12 protein-coding genes are annotated in these 15,554 nt (G+C 50.4%); 8 read left to right on the plus strand and 4 right to left on the minus strand.

The features are described from left to right. Window positions 1-900: a glycyl-radical enzyme activating protein gene (locus A1WG_RS05270; protein ID WP_001516054.1), complete on the minus strand. Its 900-nt coding sequence runs from the start codon at window positions 898-900 to the stop codon at window positions 1-3. A gap of 128 nt (window positions 901-1,028) precedes the next feature. Here A1WG_RS05270 and fsa point away from each other — a divergent pair, with 128 nt between their 5' ends. Continuing rightward, window positions 1,029-1,691, plus strand: coding sequence for a fructose-6-phosphate aldolase (gene fsa / locus A1WG_RS05265; protein ID WP_016242614.1), 663 nt, complete (start codon window positions 1,029-1,031; stop codon window positions 1,689-1,691). Window positions 1,692-1,878: 187 nt separating this feature from the next. Here the strand turns inward: fsa and moeB are convergent, their stop codons facing one another. Both moeB and moeA read right to left on the minus strand, forming a co-directional pair. Further along, a complete protein-coding gene (gene moeB / locus A1WG_RS05260; protein WP_000829226.1) occupies window positions 1,879-2,628 on the minus strand; it encodes a molybdopterin-synthase adenylyltransferase MoeB in 750 nt (249 codons plus the stop codon). Continuing rightward, on the minus strand, window positions 2,628-3,863 hold the full coding sequence (gene moeA, locus A1WG_RS05255; protein WP_000397321.1) for a molybdopterin molybdotransferase MoeA: 1,236 nt from the start codon (window positions 3,861-3,863) through the stop codon (window positions 2,628-2,630). The genes moeB and moeA overlap by 1 nt, the downstream gene beginning before the upstream one ends. A 204-nt stretch (window positions 3,864-4,067) precedes the next feature. Here moeA and iaaA point away from each other — a divergent pair, with 204 nt between their 5' ends. The 7 genes from iaaA (at window position 4,068) to A1WG_RS05220 (ending at window position 14,163) form a co-directional block, all read left to right on the plus strand. Further along, window positions 4,068-5,033, plus strand: coding sequence for a beta-aspartyl-peptidase (gene iaaA / locus A1WG_RS05250; protein WP_000513756.1), 966 nt, complete (start codon window positions 4,068-4,070; stop codon window positions 5,031-5,033). Continuing rightward, the gene (gene gsiA / locus A1WG_RS05245) at window positions 5,020-6,891 is read left to right on the plus strand and encodes a glutathione ABC transporter ATP-binding protein GsiA (RefSeq protein WP_001516056.1); all 1,872 of its coding nucleotides are present in this window, start codon (window positions 5,020-5,022) and stop codon (window positions 6,889-6,891) included. The genes iaaA and gsiA overlap by 14 nt, the downstream gene beginning before the upstream one ends. Window positions 6,892-6,910: 19 nt before the next feature. Further along, window positions 6,911-8,449 (plus strand): glutathione ABC transporter substrate-binding protein GsiB, encoded by a 1,539-nt coding sequence (gene gsiB / locus A1WG_RS05240; protein WP_001516057.1) that lies wholly within the window; start codon window positions 6,911-6,913, stop codon window positions 8,447-8,449. 17 nt (window positions 8,450-8,466) lie between these two features. Continuing rightward, window positions 8,467-9,387, plus strand: coding sequence for a glutathione ABC transporter permease GsiC (gene gsiC, locus A1WG_RS05235; protein ID WP_001516058.1), 921 nt, complete (start codon window positions 8,467-8,469; stop codon window positions 9,385-9,387). A gap of 2 nt (window positions 9,388-9,389) precedes the next feature. Next, the gene (gsiD, locus tag A1WG_RS05230; RefSeq protein WP_001516059.1) at window positions 9,390-10,301 is read left to right on the plus strand and encodes a glutathione ABC transporter permease GsiD; all 912 of its coding nucleotides are present in this window, start codon (window positions 9,390-9,392) and stop codon (window positions 10,299-10,301) included. Window positions 10,302-10,478: 177 nt separating this feature from the next. After that, on the plus strand, window positions 10,479-12,827 hold the full coding sequence (locus A1WG_RS05225) for a sensor domain-containing phosphodiesterase (RefSeq protein WP_001516060.1): 2,349 nt from the start codon (window positions 10,479-10,481) through the stop codon (window positions 12,825-12,827). A gap of 7 nt (window positions 12,828-12,834) precedes the next feature. Beyond that, complete coding sequence (locus A1WG_RS05220) at window positions 12,835-14,163, plus strand: GGDEF domain-containing protein (RefSeq protein WP_001516061.1); 1,329 nt, start codon at window positions 12,835-12,837, stop codon at window positions 14,161-14,163. Window positions 14,164-14,209: 46 nt separating this feature from the next. On the opposite strand, the gene rimO is transcribed toward A1WG_RS05220, so the two are convergent. Next, window positions 14,210-15,535: a 30S ribosomal protein S12 methylthiotransferase RimO gene (rimO, locus tag A1WG_RS05215; RefSeq protein ID WP_000049369.1), complete on the minus strand. Its 1,326-nt coding sequence runs from the start codon at window positions 15,533-15,535 to the stop codon at window positions 14,210-14,212. Window positions 15,536-15,554 lie beyond the last annotated feature (19 nt).

Here is a 15,554-nt window from a genome sequence, read left to right on the forward strand (position 1 = left end):
TTATCCTCGTAAGGTCGCGGTTAACCCTTTCTGGCAGGCATACTGCTGGGCAAAGTCGAGCAGTTCTGGCGCATCAAGCGGTTTTTCCGGGGCGTCATAGGGCAGATTAAGTAAGTGATATTTGTTGATGCCCAGCGTGTGGTAGGGCAGGAAATGAATTTCACCAACCTGTAGTTCATCGGCGGCAAAATCGGTAATGGCTTTCACTGCGGTTTCATCGGCATTAAAGCCCTGAATCAGCGGTACGCGGATGATGATTTTTTTCCCTGCCGCCGCAAGTTTTTTCAGGTTATCCAACACTCTGGCGGCGTTACCGTCGGTCCATTGTTTAAACGGTGCGTCGGCAACGTGTTTTAAATCGGCAAGAAACAGATCGATATAAGGCAGGGAAGGCGCGATATATTTCCACGGCACATGCAGACAGGTTTCCACAGCGGTATGAATACCGGCTTCGTGGCTGGCTTGCAGTAACGCCGCCGCCATTTCCGGCTGCATAAACGGCTCCCCGCCAGAAAGCGTTAAACCGCCGCCGCTGCGATCGTAAAACGGTTTGTCGCGCAGGACGGTCGCCATGATCTCCTCAACGTTTTTTGTTTCACCGCATACGGTCAGTGCCTGAGTTGGGCAGCAGTCGGTCAGCGCGCTCAGATGCTCAGGCGTTAACTTTTCACGATGGATAAGTAAACCATTCAGCGCTCGCTCAATCACTTCCGGGGCCGCCTTAGCGCACAGCTCGCAGCCTTCCAGGCACAGACGTGCGTCATACAGCAGATCCTGCGTGCGGGCGCGGCTTTCCGGGTTCTGACACCAGCGGCAGCCCAATGAGCAGCCTTTAAGAAAAACTACGGTGCGGATACCGGGGCCGTCGTGGGTCGAGTAGCGTTGAATATTGAAGATCATAGATGCCTCTCTGTTTCGTTCAAACATTAAATAGCTTTCTAATGAAAGTTAAATTGATGTGCATCAACTGTTCAGAGGGTTTTTTCGTGATAGTCTGATTTCATACAAAAGTACATTTGAGGATGGCTATGGAACTGTATCTGGATACTTCAGACGTTGCTGCAGTGAAGGCGCTGGCGCGTGTTTTCCCGCTGGCGGGTGTGACCACTAACCCAAGCATTATCGCTGGAGGCAAAAAGCCGCTGGAGGTTGTGCTTCCGGAACTTCACGAAGCGATGGGGGGGCAGGGGCGTTTGTTTGCCCAGGTAATGGCTACCACCGCTGAAGGCATGTTGAACGATGCACGCAAACTGCGTTCTATTATTGCGGATATCGTGGTTAAAGTACCGGTGACCGCCGAGGGGCTGGCAGCCATCAAGATGTTAAAGGCGGAAGGGATCCCAACGTTGGGCACGGCGGTGTATGGCGCGGCGCAAGGTCTGCTGTCAGCGCTGGCGGGTGCGGAATATGTTGCGCCTTACGTGAACCGTATTGATGCCCAGGGCGGAAGTGGTATTCAGACCGTGACCGATTTGCATCAGTTGCTGAAAATGCATGCACCACAGGCGAAAGTGCTGGCGGCGAGTTTCAAAACCCCGCGTCAGGCGCTGGACTGCTTACTGGCAGGATGTGAGTCAATCACGCTGCCGCTGGATGTTGCGCAGCAGATGATTAGCTATCCGGCGGTCGATGCCGCCGTGGCGAAGTTTGAGCAGGACTGGCAGGGGGCGTTTGGCCGGACGTCGATTTAACAGGACGTTCACCATCCTCAAAAATTGATTATGACGTGGCGGAGTGCACCGACGCCTGCCGCGTCTTATCAGGCCTGGAAATCTGCGCCCGAACCGTAGGCCAGATAAGGCGTTCGCGCCGCATCTGGCGTCTGGAGCAAATGCCCATGCGACGCCTACCGCGTCTTATCAGGACTACAGGCGACAATTACAGTCCGCACACCTCACATCCAGGATTGCGCATCAGCTTCATTTCGCGAAACTGACAGGTCATCGCATCGTACATCACGATTTTCCCATTGGCAGGTTTGCCATAACCTGCCAGCAGTTTGATCGCTTCCATTGCCTGCAACGAACCAATTACGCCGATCAACGGAGCCATTACGCCTGCTTCCACGCAGGTTAACGCGTTTTCGCCAAACAGACGACTCAGGCAACGGTAGCACGGTTCACCATCCTGCCAGGTAAAGACGGTGATTTGACCTTCCATACGAATCGCCGCGCCAGAAACCAGCGGCACCTTTGCGGCAAAACAGCCCGCGTTAAGTTGATTACGCACCGTGACATTATCTGTACAGTCGAGCACCAGATTGTGTTTGGCAATCAACGCAGCAAGTTCAGCGTCGTCAAGCAGCGCATTCACCGGTGTAATTGCGATGTGAGGATTGATTCGCGCCAGTGCGTCACGGGCGGATTCAACCTTCGGTTGCCCGACCGTGGCATCACTGTGTAGTGTCTGACGTTGCAGATTCGAGAGCGAAACGGTGTCAAAGTCGAGCAACGTCAGGTTGCCGATGCCCGCACTTGCCAGATATTGCGATGCTGCACACCCCAGCCCGCCCAGGCCAACGACCAACACGCGAGAATCTTTCAGCGCTTCCTGACCGTCAAAATCAAAACCACGCAGGATGATTTGCCGGTTATAGCGCAGCATCTCCTGATCGCTGAGTTCCGCCATTACAAGCCCCCGAACAACGCGTTAAATGGCTCGACTTCTACCCATTCGCCCGCTTCTACATTTCCGCGATCGCGTTCCAGCACGATAAAACAGTTACCGAGACTAAAAGAACTAAAAATATGCGAACCCTGATGTCCGGTGGTCGACACTTCCAGTTCGCCGTTGGCGTTGCGTTGTAGCACGCCACGCTGGAAATCAAGACGTCCGGGGGATTTCTTCAGTCGAGATACTGTGCGTACGCGCTGACGCGCTGGCAGGCCGCTGGCGGTGTTGCCGCTTAATTTTGCCAGTAACGGTTGTACCAGTTGATAGAAAGTCAGCGTCGCAGAAACCGGGTTGCCCGGCAGGCCACAGAACCAGCTATTAGAGAGTTTGCCGAACGCAAACGGTTTGCCTGGTTTAATCGCCAGTTTCCAGAATGCGATTTCGCCCAGCTCTTCGAGAATGTTTTTGGTGTAATCCGCTTCACCAACCGAAACGCCGCCGGAACTGATCACCACATCCGCCTGATTGTCAGCTTCAATAAATGCCGCACGTAATGCGTTCGGGTCGTCACGGATAATCCCTAAGTTAATTACCTCGCAACCTAACTGTTCCAGCATCAGGTGCACGGCGAGACGGTTGGTATCGTAGATTTGACCATCACCCAGCGGCTGACCGGGTAACTGTAACTCATCACCCGTGGAAAATAGCGCCACACGCACTTTGCGAATCACCGGAACTTCGGCAATCCCCAACGAAGCAATCACGGGCAGTTCGGCAGTAGTCAGGCGAGTACCTGTCGGGAAAACAACTGCTCCCGCGGAGATATCCTCACCGCGTCGACGAATATTTTGCCCGCGACTTACTTCAGCGGTAAAACGTACGCCATTGTCCGTTTGTTCAGTCTGTTCCTGCATTACCACAGCTTCACAGCCTTCCGGCACCGGCGCGCCGGTCATAATACGAATACAGGTGCCAGCAGGCCACTCGCCATGATACGGCTGACCCGCAAACGACTTACCGGCGACGGGCAGTGGTTGACCGGAAGCGACATCGGCTAAACGAACCGCGTAGCCGTCCATTGCGGAGTTATCAAACCCAGGGACATCCAGCGGCGAAGTGACATCGCTTGCCAGAATGCGACCAAAACACTGTACCAGTGGCAGCGTTTCCTGGGTAGTCAGAGGGGTAACGCGAGAAAGCATCTCATTAAGCGCGGTGTCGAGCGGCATCAAACCGGTGGTAAATTCCATGAAAACACTCCTGCGGAGGCAAAATCGAATTTGCTTATTATGTCAGAAAAACGCCCCGGACTGTATGCCACCTCGGGCGTAGCGTGGGTTCCTGCCTTTACATGCCATATACATCTTTCTATATTCAAAAATTGAATGAGTAATTCATAAAAATTCTGATATTTATAGCAAAAGTGGCGAGCCACCCTTTAATGGACGAAAACTATGGGCAAAGCAGTCATTGCAATTCACGGTGGCGCAGGCGCAATTAGCCGCGCGCAGATGAGTCTGCAACAGGAATTACGCTACATTGAGGCGCTGTCTGCCATTGTTGAAACCGGGCAGAAAATGCTTGAAGCGGGCGAAAGTGCGCTGGATGTGGTAACAGAAGCTGTGCGCTTGCTGGAAGAGTGCCCACTATTTAACGCCGGTATTGGTGCTGTCTTCACCCGTGATGAAACTCATGAGCTGGATGCCTGTGTGATGGATGGTAACACCCTGAAAGCCGGTGCGGTCGCGGGCGTCAGTCATCTGCGCAATCCGATTCTTGCTGCCCGTCTGGTGATGGAGCAAAGCCCGCATGTGATGATGATTGGCGAAGGAGCGGAAAATTTTGCTTTTGCTCATGACATGGAACGCGTCTCGCCGGAGATTTTTTCCACGCCTTTGCGTTATGAACAACTGATGGCGGCGCGTGAGGAAGGGGAAATGATCCTCGACCATAGCGACGCACCGCTGGATGAAAAACAGAAAATGGGCACTGTGGGCGCTGTGGCGTTGGATCAATACGGCAACCTGGCGGCAGCCACGTCCACGGGGGGAATGACTAACAAATTACCCGGTCGGGTCGGTGACAGCCCGCTTGTCGGTGCCGGGTGCTACGCCAATAACGCCAGCGTGGCGGTTTCTTGTACCGGTACGGGCGAAGTCTTCATTCGTACGCTGGCGGCATATGACATCGCTGCGTTAATGGATTACGGCGGTTTAAGTCTCGCGGAAGCCTGCGAGCGGGTAGTGATGGAAAAACTCCCTGCGCTTGATGGCAGTGGTGGTTTAATCGCTATCGATCATGAAGGTAACGTCGCGTTACCGTTTAACACCGAAGGAATGTATCGCGCCTGGGGCTATGCAGGCGATACGCCAACCACCGGTATCTACCGTGAAAAAGGGGACACCGTTGCCACACAGTGATGAGCTTGATGCCGGTGATGTGCTGGCGGTTGAGAACCTCAATATTGCCTTTATACAAGACCTGCAGAAAATGGCTGCGGTTCGCGGCCTCTCTTTTAGTCTGCAACGCGGCGAGACGCTGGCGATTGTTGGCGAATCCGGTTCCGGCAAGTCAGTTACAGCACTGGCGTTGATGCGTCTGCTGGAACAGGCGGGCGGTTTGGTACAGTGCGATAAAATGCTGTTGCGGCGGCGCAGCCATGAGGTGATTGAGCTTAGTACGCAGAGCTCCGGGCAAATGCAGCATATACGCGGCGCAGATATAGCGATGATTTTCCAGGAGCCGATGACGTCGCTAAACCCGGTATTTACTGTGGGTGAGCAGATTGCTGAGTCTATCCGTTTGCATCAAAACGCCAGTCGTGAAGAAGCGATGGTGGAGGCGAAGCGGATGCTGGATCAGGTTCGCATTCCGGAAGCTCAAACCATTCTTTCACGTTATCCCCATCAACTCTCCGGAGGGATGCGCCAGCGGGTCATGATCGCAATGGCACTGTCATGTCGCCCGGCGGTGCTGATTGCCGATGAGCCGACCACCGCGCTGGATGTCACCATCCAGGCGCAGATCCTGCAATTAATCAAAGTATTGCAAAAAGAGATGTCGATGGGCGTCATCTTTATCACTCACGATATGGGCGTGGTGGCAGAGATTGCCGATCGGGTGCTGGTGATGTATCAGGGCGAGGCGGTTGAAACGGGCAGCGTCGAACAGATATTTCATGCGCCGCAGCACCCCTATACCCGCGCACTGCTGGCTGCTGTTCCGCAGCTCGGCGCGATGAAAGGGCAAGATTATCCCCGTCGTTTTCCGCTGATATCACTTGAACATCCGGCTAAACAGGAAAGTCCTGTCGAACAGAAAACGGTGGTGGATGGCGAACCTGTTTTACAGGTGCGTAATCTGGTTACCCGTTTCCCTTTGCGTAGCGGGTTGTTGAATCGCGTAACGCGAGAAGTGCACGCCGTTGAGAAAGTCAGTTTTGATCTCAGGCCTGGTGAAACGCTGTCGCTGGTGGGCGAGTCTGGCAGCGGTAAATCCACTACCGGACGGGCGCTGTTGCGTCTGGTCGAATCGCAGAGCGGCGAAATTATCTTTAACGGTCAGCGAATCGATACTCTCTCGCCCGGTAAACTTCAGTCGTTGCGCCGCAATATCCAGTTTATTTTTCAGGATCCTTACGCCTCGCTGGATCCTCGCCAGACCATCGGTGATTCGATTATCGAACCGCTGCGCGTACACGGTTTATTGCAGGGTAAAGAAGCTGCTGCACGCGTTGCGTGGTTGCTGGAGCGCGTTGGCCTGTTACCTGAACACGCATGGCGTTACCCGCATGAGTTTTCTGGTGGTCAGCGTCAGCGCATCTGCATTGCCCGTGCGTTGGCGCTGAATCCGAAAGTGATTATTGCCGATGAAGCCGTGTCGGCGCTGGATGTTTCTATTCGCGGGCAAATTATCAACCTGTTGCTTGATCTTCAGCGTGATTTCGGTATCGCGTATCTATTTATCTCCCACGATATGGCAGTCGTGGAGCGGATCAGTCATCGCGTGGCGGTGATGTATCTCGGGCAAATCGTTGAGATTGGCCCACGGCGCGCGATATTTGAAAATCCGCAGCACCCTTATACGCGTAAATTACTGGCGGCAGTTCCGGTGGCGGAACCGTCCCGACTGCGACCACAGCGCGTACTATTGTCGGACGATCTTCCCAGCAATATTCATCTGCGTGGCGAAGAGGTTGCCACCGTCTCGTTACAATGCGTCGGACCGGGGCATTACGTCGCACAACCACAATCAGAATACGCATTCATGCGTAGATAACATTCAGGCGGAGAATAAAATGGCAAGAGCTGTACACCGTAGTGGGTTAGTGGCGCTGGGCATTGCCACAGCGTTGATGGCATCTTGTGCATTCGCTGCCAAAGATGTGGTTGTGGCGGTGGGGTCGAACTTCACCACACTCGATCCGTATGACGCGAATGACACGTTATCGCAGGCTGTGGCGAAATCGTTTTATCAGGGGCTGTTCGGTCTGGATAAAGAGATGAAGCTGAAAAATGTGCTGGCAGAGAGTTATACCGTCTCTGATGACGGCCTCACTTACACCGTGAAATTGCGCGAAGGGATTAAGTTCCAGGACGGCACTGACTTCAACGCTGCGGCGGTAAAAGCGAATCTGGATCGAGCCAGCGATCCGGCGAATCATCTTAAACGCTATAACTTGTACAAAAATATTGCCAAAACTGAAGCGGTCGATCCGACAACGGTGAAGATTACGCTCAAACAGCCGTTTTCCGCGTTTATTAATATTCTCGCTCATCCGGCGACAGCAATGATTTCACCTGCGGCACTGGAAAAATATGGTAAAGAGATCGGCTTTCATCCGGTCGGAACCGGGCCGTATGCGCTGGATACCTGGAATCAGACCGATTTTGTGAAAGTGAAGAAATTTGCGGGTTACTGGCAGCCCGGTCTGCCCAAACTGGACAGCATTACCTGGCGTCCGGTGGCGGACAACAATACCCGGGCGGCAATGTTGCAAACCGGTGAAGCGCAGTTTGCTTTCCCTATTCCTTATGAACAAGCCGCGTTACTGGAGAAGAACAAAAATATCGAGCTGATGGCCAGTCCGTCGATTATGCAGCGTTATATCAGCATGAACGTGACGCAAAAGCCGTTCGATAATCCGAAAGTGCGTGAGGCGCTGAATTACGCCATCAACCGTCAGGCGCTGGTTAAGGTGGCATTTGCAGGATATGCAACGCCAGCTACCGGTGTTGTACCTCCGAGTATTGCCTACGCGCAAAGTTATCAACCGTGGCCTTACAATCCGGCTAAAGCACGTGAGTTACTGAAAGAGGCGGGGTATCCCAACGGTTTCAGTACCACGCTGTGGTCATCACATAACCACAGCACCGCGCAGAAAGTGCTGCAATTTACCCAGCAGCAGTTAGCGCAGGTAGGGATTAAAGCCCAGGTGACGGCGATGGATGCCGGACAACGGGCGGCGGAAGTGGAAGGAAAAGGGCAGAAAGAGAGCAATGTGCGGATGTTCTACACGGGGTGGTCGGCATCGACCGGCGAAGCTGACTGGGCGCTTTCGCCGCTGTTTGCTTCGCAGAACTGGCCACCGACGCTGTTTAATACCGCGTTTTACAGCAATAAGCAGGTGGATGAAGACCTTGCTCAGGCACTGAAAACCAACGATCCGGCGGAAAAGGCACGCTTGTATAAGGCGGCGCAGGATATCATCTGGCAAGAATCGCCGTGGATCCCGCTGGTGGTAGAAAAACTGGTGTCGGCACACAGTAAAAACCTGACCGGTTTTTGGATCATGCCAGATACAGGCTTTAGCTTTGAAGACGCGGATTTGCAATAAGCAACGCAGGGAGTGGAATGCTTAATTACGTTATCAAACGCTTACTGGGATTGATCCCGACGCTGTTTATCGTCTCGGTGCTGGTGTTTTTGTTTGTCCATATGCTGCCCGGCGATCCGGCGCGATTGATTGCCGGCCCCGAAGCCGATGCTCAGGTTATCGAACTGGTGCGCCAGCAACTGGGGCTGGATCAGCCGCTGTATTACCAGTTCTGGCACTACATCAGCAACGCCGTACAGGGGGATTTTGGTCTGTCGATGGTGTCGCGTCGTCCGGTTGCCGATGAGATTGCCAGCCGCTTCATGCCTACATTGTGGCTGACTATTACCAGTATGGTTTGGGCGGTGATATTTGGTATGGCGGCGGGGATTGTGGCCGCCGTCTGGCGTAACCGTTGGCCGGATCGATTGAGCATGACCATCGCGGTATCGGGGATTTCCTTCCCGGCATTTGCGCTGGGGATGCTTTTGATTCAGGTGTTCTCCGTTGAGTTGGGGTGGCTGCCGACTGTTGGTGCAGACAGTTGGCAGCACTACATTTTACCCTCCCTGACACTTGGCGCAGCGGTGGCGGCGGTGATGGCGCGTTTTACCCGTGCTTCATTTGCCGATGTCTTAAGTGAAGATTATATGCGTACCGCGAGGGCGAAAGGGGTGAGCGAAACCTGGGTCATCCTCAAACATGGGTTACGTAATGCGATGATCCCGGTGGTTACCATGATGGGCTTACAGTTTGGCTTCTTGCTCGGCGGCTCCATTGTCGTGGAGAAAGTCTTTAACTGGCCCGGACTTGGACGTTTACTGGTCGATTCGGTAGAAATGCGTGATTACCCGGTGATTCAGGCAGAAATTATGCTTTTCTCGCTGGAATTTATTCTTATCAACTTAGTGGTGGATGTGCTTTACGCTGCCATTAACCCGGCTATCAGGTACAAGTAAGGATGCGATTATTTAACTGGCGACGTCAGGCGGTGTTAAACGCTATGCCACTGGTAAAACCTGACCAGGTACGTACACCGTGGCATGAGTTCTGGCGGCGTTTTCGTCGTCAGCATATGGCGATGAGCGCCGCATTGTTCGTTATCTTATTGATTATAGTTGCTGTTTTGGCGCGCTGGATCGTTCCTTATGACGCCGAAAATTATTTTGACTATGACAACCTGAATAACGGCCCCTCTTTGCAGCACTGGTTTGGCGTCGATTCACTGGGGCGCGACATTTTCAGCCGTGTCCTGGTGGGGGCGCAAATCTCGCTGGCGGCTGGCGTATTTGCGGTGTTTATTGGTGCGGCGATTGGGACGTTGCTGGGCTTGCTGGCAGGATATTATGAAGGCTGGTGGGACCGACTGATCATGCGCATTTGCGATGTGCTGTTTGCGTTTCCCGGTATTTTGCTGGCTATCGCTGTTGTCGCGGTGTTGGGAAGTGGCATTGCTAACGTGATTATCGCCGTCGCTATCTTTTCCATTCCGGCGTTTGCCCGATTGGTGCGCGGCAACACACTAGTGTTGAAACAGCAAACCTTTATTGAATCAGCACGCAGTATTGGTGCCAGCGATGTGACTATTTTGTTGCGTCACATCTTACCGGGGACAGTCTCTTCCATCGTCGTGTTCTTCACCATGCGTATTGGCACCTCGATTATTTCCGCCGCCAGCCTGTCGTTTCTCGGCCTTGGCGCGCAGCCGCCGACGCCAGAGTGGGGGGCGATGCTCAATGAAGCGAGAGCGGATATGGTTATCGCGCCGCATGTGGCGGTTTTTCCGGCACTGGCCATTTTTCTGACCGTGCTGGCTTTCAACTTGCTGGGCGATGGTTTACGCGATGCGCTGGACCCCAAAATTAAAGGATAATCACGGTTGAATATTGCTTGAAAGGGTTATCACCTCGCAGGAAATTATTGCCTGAAGCAAGTGTTGTAACTTTTTGCTGATTTTGTAGAATCTGGTCATTTAGTTAAAAAGTCGCTGTGGGGAACTATTTATGCAGCGGCACAGCGTACTGGCAGTTATTTTGTTAAATGTATTAACATACTGAGTTTATACGAAAAGATAAAGATAAGGCTGATAATTTTATTTTTATTGGCTGCGCTGTCATTTATTGGTCTTTTTTTCATCATTAACTATCAGTTGGTATCGGAACGTGCGGTAAAACGTGCCGATAGCCGCTTTGAACTTATTCAAAAAAACGTTGGCTATTTCTTTAAAGATATTGAACGTTCGGCCCTGACGTTAAAAGACTCACTCTATTTGTTGAAAAACAGTGAGGAGATTAAACGTGCTGTTATTCTGAAAATGGAAATGATGCCATTTTTAGATTCAGTGGGACTGGTGCTGGATAATAATAAATATTATCTTTTTTCGCGGCGGGCGAACGATAAAATTGTTGTTTATCATCAGGAAAAGGTTAATGGGCCGCTTATCGATGAGGCGGGGCGCGTTATTTTTTCCGATTTTAACCCGTCGCAACGTCCGTGGTCTGTATCCTCGGATGGCTCTGACAGTAGCTGGAATCCGGCATACAATTGCTTTGATCGCCCGGGTAAAAAATGTATTTCTTTTACGCTACGAATTAACGGCAAAGATCGTGATTTGCTGGCTGTTGATAAAATTCACGTCGATTTAAATTGGCGATATCTGAACGAATACCTTGATCAAATCAGCGCAACGGATGAAGTCCTGTTTCTGAAACAAGGTCATGAAATCATTGCCAAGAATCAACTCGCTCGCGAAAAATTGATTATTTATAATAGCGAAGATAGTTATAATATTATTGATTCTGTTGATACAGAATATATCGCAAGGAAATCGGCAGTTCCTAATAATCCATTGTTCGATATCTATTTTTATTATCCTACGGGGGATTTATTTAACGCATCAGACAAACTCTTTTATTTACCATTTGCTTTCATTATTATCGTATTGCTGGTGGTTTACTTAATGACCACCCGTGTGTTCCGTCGACAATTTTCCGAAATGACAACGCTGGTCAATACGCTGGAATTTTTACCCGACTCTGCGGATCAAATGCAGGCACTGAAAATTCGTGAAGGCGATGCAAAAGAGATTATCAGCATCAAAAATTCGATCGCGGAAATGAAAGATGCAGAAGTTGAGCGTTCAAATAAATTGCTCTCGCTGATCTCCTACGATCAGGAAAGCGGGTTTATCAAAAATATGGCGATTATTGAGTCAAACAATAATCAGTATCTGGCCGTTGGGATCATCAAACTGTGCGGACTGGAAGCCGTCGAAGCGGTGTTTGGCGTTGAGGAACGCAACAAAATCGTCAGGAAACTGTGTCAGCAAATTGCCGAGAAATACGCGCAATGTTGCGATATTGTGACATTCAATGCCGATCTCTATTTATTATTGTGTCGGGAAAATGTAGAGATTTTTACCCATAAGATCGCGATGATAAACGATTTCGACAGTAGCTTTGGCTACCGCAATCTGCGTATACATAAATCTGCCATTTGTGAACCTCTGAAAGGCGAAAATGCCTGGAGCTACGCAGAAAAACTAAAACTGGCGATTTCCAGTATCCGCGATCATATGTTCTCTGAATTTATTTTCTGTGATGATGAGAAACTCAGAGAAATTGAAGAAAATATCTGGATTGCGCGCAATATCCGTAATGCAATGGAAAAAGGCGAGCTATTTTTGGTCTATCAACCGATTGTTGATATTAATACCCGCGACATTCTGGGAGCTGAGGCGCTGTGCCGCTGGGTTTCAGCAGAGCGGGGGATAATCTCGCCGCTGAAGTTTATTGCTATCGCTGAAGATATCGGTTTTATCAATGAACTGGGTTATCAAATTATTAAAACGGCGATAGGGGAATTCAGACATTTTAGCCAGCGTGCGGAACTGCAGGAAGGTTTCTTACTGCATATTAATGTTTCGCCCTGGCAGTTAAACGAGCCACACTTTCATGCGCGTTTTACAGCTATTATGGAAGAACATGAGCTGAAAGCGAATAGCATCTGTATTGAGATCACTGAAACAGTGATTGAACGTATTAATGAACATTTTTATCTCAATATTGAACAACTGCGTCAACAAGGAGTACGGATATCGATTGATGACTTTGGTACAGGTTTGTCAAACCTGAAGCGTTTTTATGAAATTAATCCTGACAGCATAAAAGTAGACTCGCAATTTACCGGCGATATTTTCGGCACTGCGGGAAAAATTGTACGCATTATCTTCGACCTGGCCCGCTATAACCGGATCCCGGTAATTGCAGAAGGTGTTGAGAGCGAAGAGGTTGCGCGTGAATTAATCAAATTAGGGTGTGTTCAGGCCCAGGGGTATCTATATCAGAAGCCGTTGCCATTCTCTGCCTGGGACAAAAGTGGAAAGTTAGTAAAAGAGTAGTTTAGGTATGTCCAGAATCAATAAATTCGTACTTACAGTCAGTCTGCTGATTTTTATCATGATTTCAGCAGTTGCCTGCGGGATCTATACCCAGATGGTAAAAGAACGGGTGTATGGCCTGAAACAGTCCGTTATTGATACTGCTTTTGCGGTGGCAAATATTGCCGAATATCGGCGCAGTGTGTCAATTGATCTCATTAACACGCTTAATCCGACTGAAGAACAACTGTTGGTTGGCTTGCGCACAGCTTACGCTGACTCGGTTTCACCTTCTTATTTGTATGATGTTGGTCCTTATCTGATTTCCAGCGACGAGTGTATTCAGGTTAAGGAGTATGAAAAAAATTATTGTGCAGATATTATGCAGGTTGTTAAGTATCGGCATGTCAAAAATACGGGGTTTATCTCTTTTGACGGTAAAACCTTCGTCTATTATCTCTATCCGGTTACTCACAACCGCAGTCTGATATTTTTGCTTGGGCTGGAACGATTTTCGTTACTCTCAAAGTCGCTGGCAATGGATAGCGAGAACCTGATGTTCTCTTTATTCAAAGGTGGCAAGCCAGTTGTTGGGGATGAATATAACGCGAAAAATGCCATCTTTACTGTTTCGGAAGCGATGGAACACTTCACTTATTTACCAACGGGGTTGTATGTCTTTGCTTATAAGAAGGATGTCTATTTTCAGGTTTGTACTTTAATTATTTTCTTTGCCGCATTAGTGGCAGCGATATCGGGGATAAGTTGCATGTATCTGGTACGCAGAGTCATTAATCGCGGCATCGTTGAGAAAGAAGCTATCATTAATAACCATTTTGACCGCGTGCTGGATGGTGGGCTTTTCTTCTCGGCGGCGGATGTCAAAAAACTCTACAGCATGTATAACTCAGCGTTTCTTGATGACCTGACGAAAGCAATGGGCAGAAAATCTTTTGATGAAGATTTAAAAGCCCTGCCGGAAAAAGGTGGCTATTTGTGCCTGTTTGACGTCGATAAATTCAAAAACATTAACGATACCTTCGGGCATTTGCTGGGCGATGAAGTGTTGATGAAGGTAGTGAAAATTCTCAAATCACAGATTCCGGTAGATAAAGGCAAAGTCTACCGCTTTGGCGGCGACGAATTTGCGGTGATTTATACCGGTGGTACTCTGGAAGAGTTGCTATCAATACTAAAAGAAATCGTCCATTTCCAGGTGGGGAGCATTAACTTAAGCACCAGTATCGGCGTGGCGCATTCAAATGAATGTACTACCGTTGAACGGCTGAAAATGCTGGCAGATGAGCGGCTGTATAAAAGTAAGAAAAACGGCAGGGCGCAGATTAGCTGGCAATAATGCTTATTAGCAGGCCGGGCGGGTAATTTGCCCGGCCTGACATTAATTAAACCCGACTCCCCCACAAATCGTACTCATCGGCGTGTTCGACTTTCACACGCACAATATCACCCGGCTTAACGTTGGTTTCACCATTGAGATAAACCGCGCCGTCGATTTCCGGTGCATCTGCCATACTGCGGCCAATCGCGCCTTCTTCGTCCACTTCGTCGATGATCACCAGAATTTCACGACCCACCTTCTCCTGCAGACGCTCGGCGGAAATCTGCTGTTGCAGTTGCATGAAGCGGTTCCAGCGTTCTTCTTTCACTTCTTCCGGAACCTGGTCAGGCAGGGCATTGGCATCAGCACCTTCAACCGGGCTGTATTTAAAGCAACCAACGCGATCCAGACGAGCTTCTTTCAGGAAATCGAGCAGCATCTGGAAATCTTCTTCCGTCTCGCCAGGGAAGCCGACAATAAAGGTTGAGCGCAGTGTCAGTTCCGGGCAAATTTCGCGCCACTGTTTAATGCGCGCCAGTTGGCGATCTACAGAACCCGGACGCTTCATCAGTTTGAGAATGCGCGGGCTGGCGTGCTGTAACGGAATATCCAGATATGGCAGAATTTTGCCTTCTGCCATCAACGGGATGACGTCATCCACATGCGGGTAAGGGTAAACGTAGTGCAGGCGCGTCCAGATCCCCAGTTTTGATAGCTGTTCGCACAGGCTGACCATGCTGGTTTTTACCGGTTCGCCGTTGTGGAAGCCAGTGCGGTGTTTTACATCAACACCATACGCGGAAGTATCCTGGGAGATCACCAGAATCTCTTTAACACCCGCATCAACCAGACGTTTCGCTTCACTTAACACTTCGCCAATCGGGCGGCTCACCAGATCGCCGCGCATAGACGGAATAATGCAGAAGGTGCAACGATGGTTACAGCCTTCGGAAATCTTCAGATAAGCATAATGACGCGGTGTCAGCTTAACACCTTGCTCCGGCACCAGGCTCAGGAATGGGTTGTGTTTCGGTTTTGGCACGTAGTGATGAACGTGTTCCAGAACCTGCTCGTAGCTATGAGGGCCGGTGATTTCCAGCACTTTTGGATGGACTTCGCGGATTTGATCTTCTTTCGCCCCCAGACAACCGGTCACAATTACCTTGCCGTTTTCATTCAACGCTTCGCCAATGGCTTCCAGTGATTCTTGCACCGCACTGTCAATAAAGCCGCAGGTGTTGACGATCACCATATCTGCGTCGTCATAGCTCGGTACTACATCATAACCTTCAGTGCGCAGTTCAGTCAGAATGCGCTCTGAATCGACGAGGTTTTTCGGACAGCCGAGGGAAACAAAGCCGATTTTCGGCTGGGGAGTTACTTTGCTCATAGCTTAAAAAATATTCAGT

This window comes from Escherichia sp. KTE96, assembly GCF_000408525.1.
Taxonomy (GTDB): Bacteria; Pseudomonadota; Gammaproteobacteria; order Enterobacterales; family Enterobacteriaceae; genus Escherichia; species Escherichia marmotae.

Excerpts from the sequence above, each read along its gene's own strand:
- A1WG_RS05270 (WP_001516054.1), bottom strand. The coding sequence starts at position 900 with ATGATCTTCAATATTCAACGCTACTCGACCCACGACGGCCCCGGTATC.
- fsa (WP_016242614.1), top strand. The coding sequence starts at position 1,029 with ATGGAACTGTATCTGGATACTTCAGACGTTGCTGCAGTGAAGGCGCTG.
- moeB (WP_000829226.1), bottom strand. The coding sequence starts at position 2,628 with ATGGCGGAACTCAGCGATCAGGAGATGCTGCGCTATAACCGGCAAATC.
- moeA (WP_000397321.1), bottom strand. The coding sequence starts at position 3,863 with ATGGAATTTACCACCGGTTTGATGCCGCTCGACACCGCGCTTAATGAG.
- iaaA (WP_000513756.1), top strand. The coding sequence starts at position 4,068 with ATGGGCAAAGCAGTCATTGCAATTCACGGTGGCGCAGGCGCAATTAGC.
- gsiB (WP_001516057.1), top strand. The coding sequence starts at position 6,911 with ATGGCAAGAGCTGTACACCGTAGTGGGTTAGTGGCGCTGGGCATTGCC.
- gsiC (WP_001516058.1), top strand. The coding sequence starts at position 8,467 with ATGCTTAATTACGTTATCAAACGCTTACTGGGATTGATCCCGACGCTG.
- gsiD (WP_001516059.1), top strand. The coding sequence starts at position 9,390 with ATGCGATTATTTAACTGGCGACGTCAGGCGGTGTTAAACGCTATGCCA.
- A1WG_RS05220 (WP_001516061.1), top strand. The coding sequence starts at position 12,835 with ATGTCCAGAATCAATAAATTCGTACTTACAGTCAGTCTGCTGATTTTT.
- rimO (WP_000049369.1), bottom strand. The coding sequence starts at position 15,535 with ATGAGCAAAGTAACTCCCCAGCCGAAAATCGGCTTTGTTTCCCTCGGC.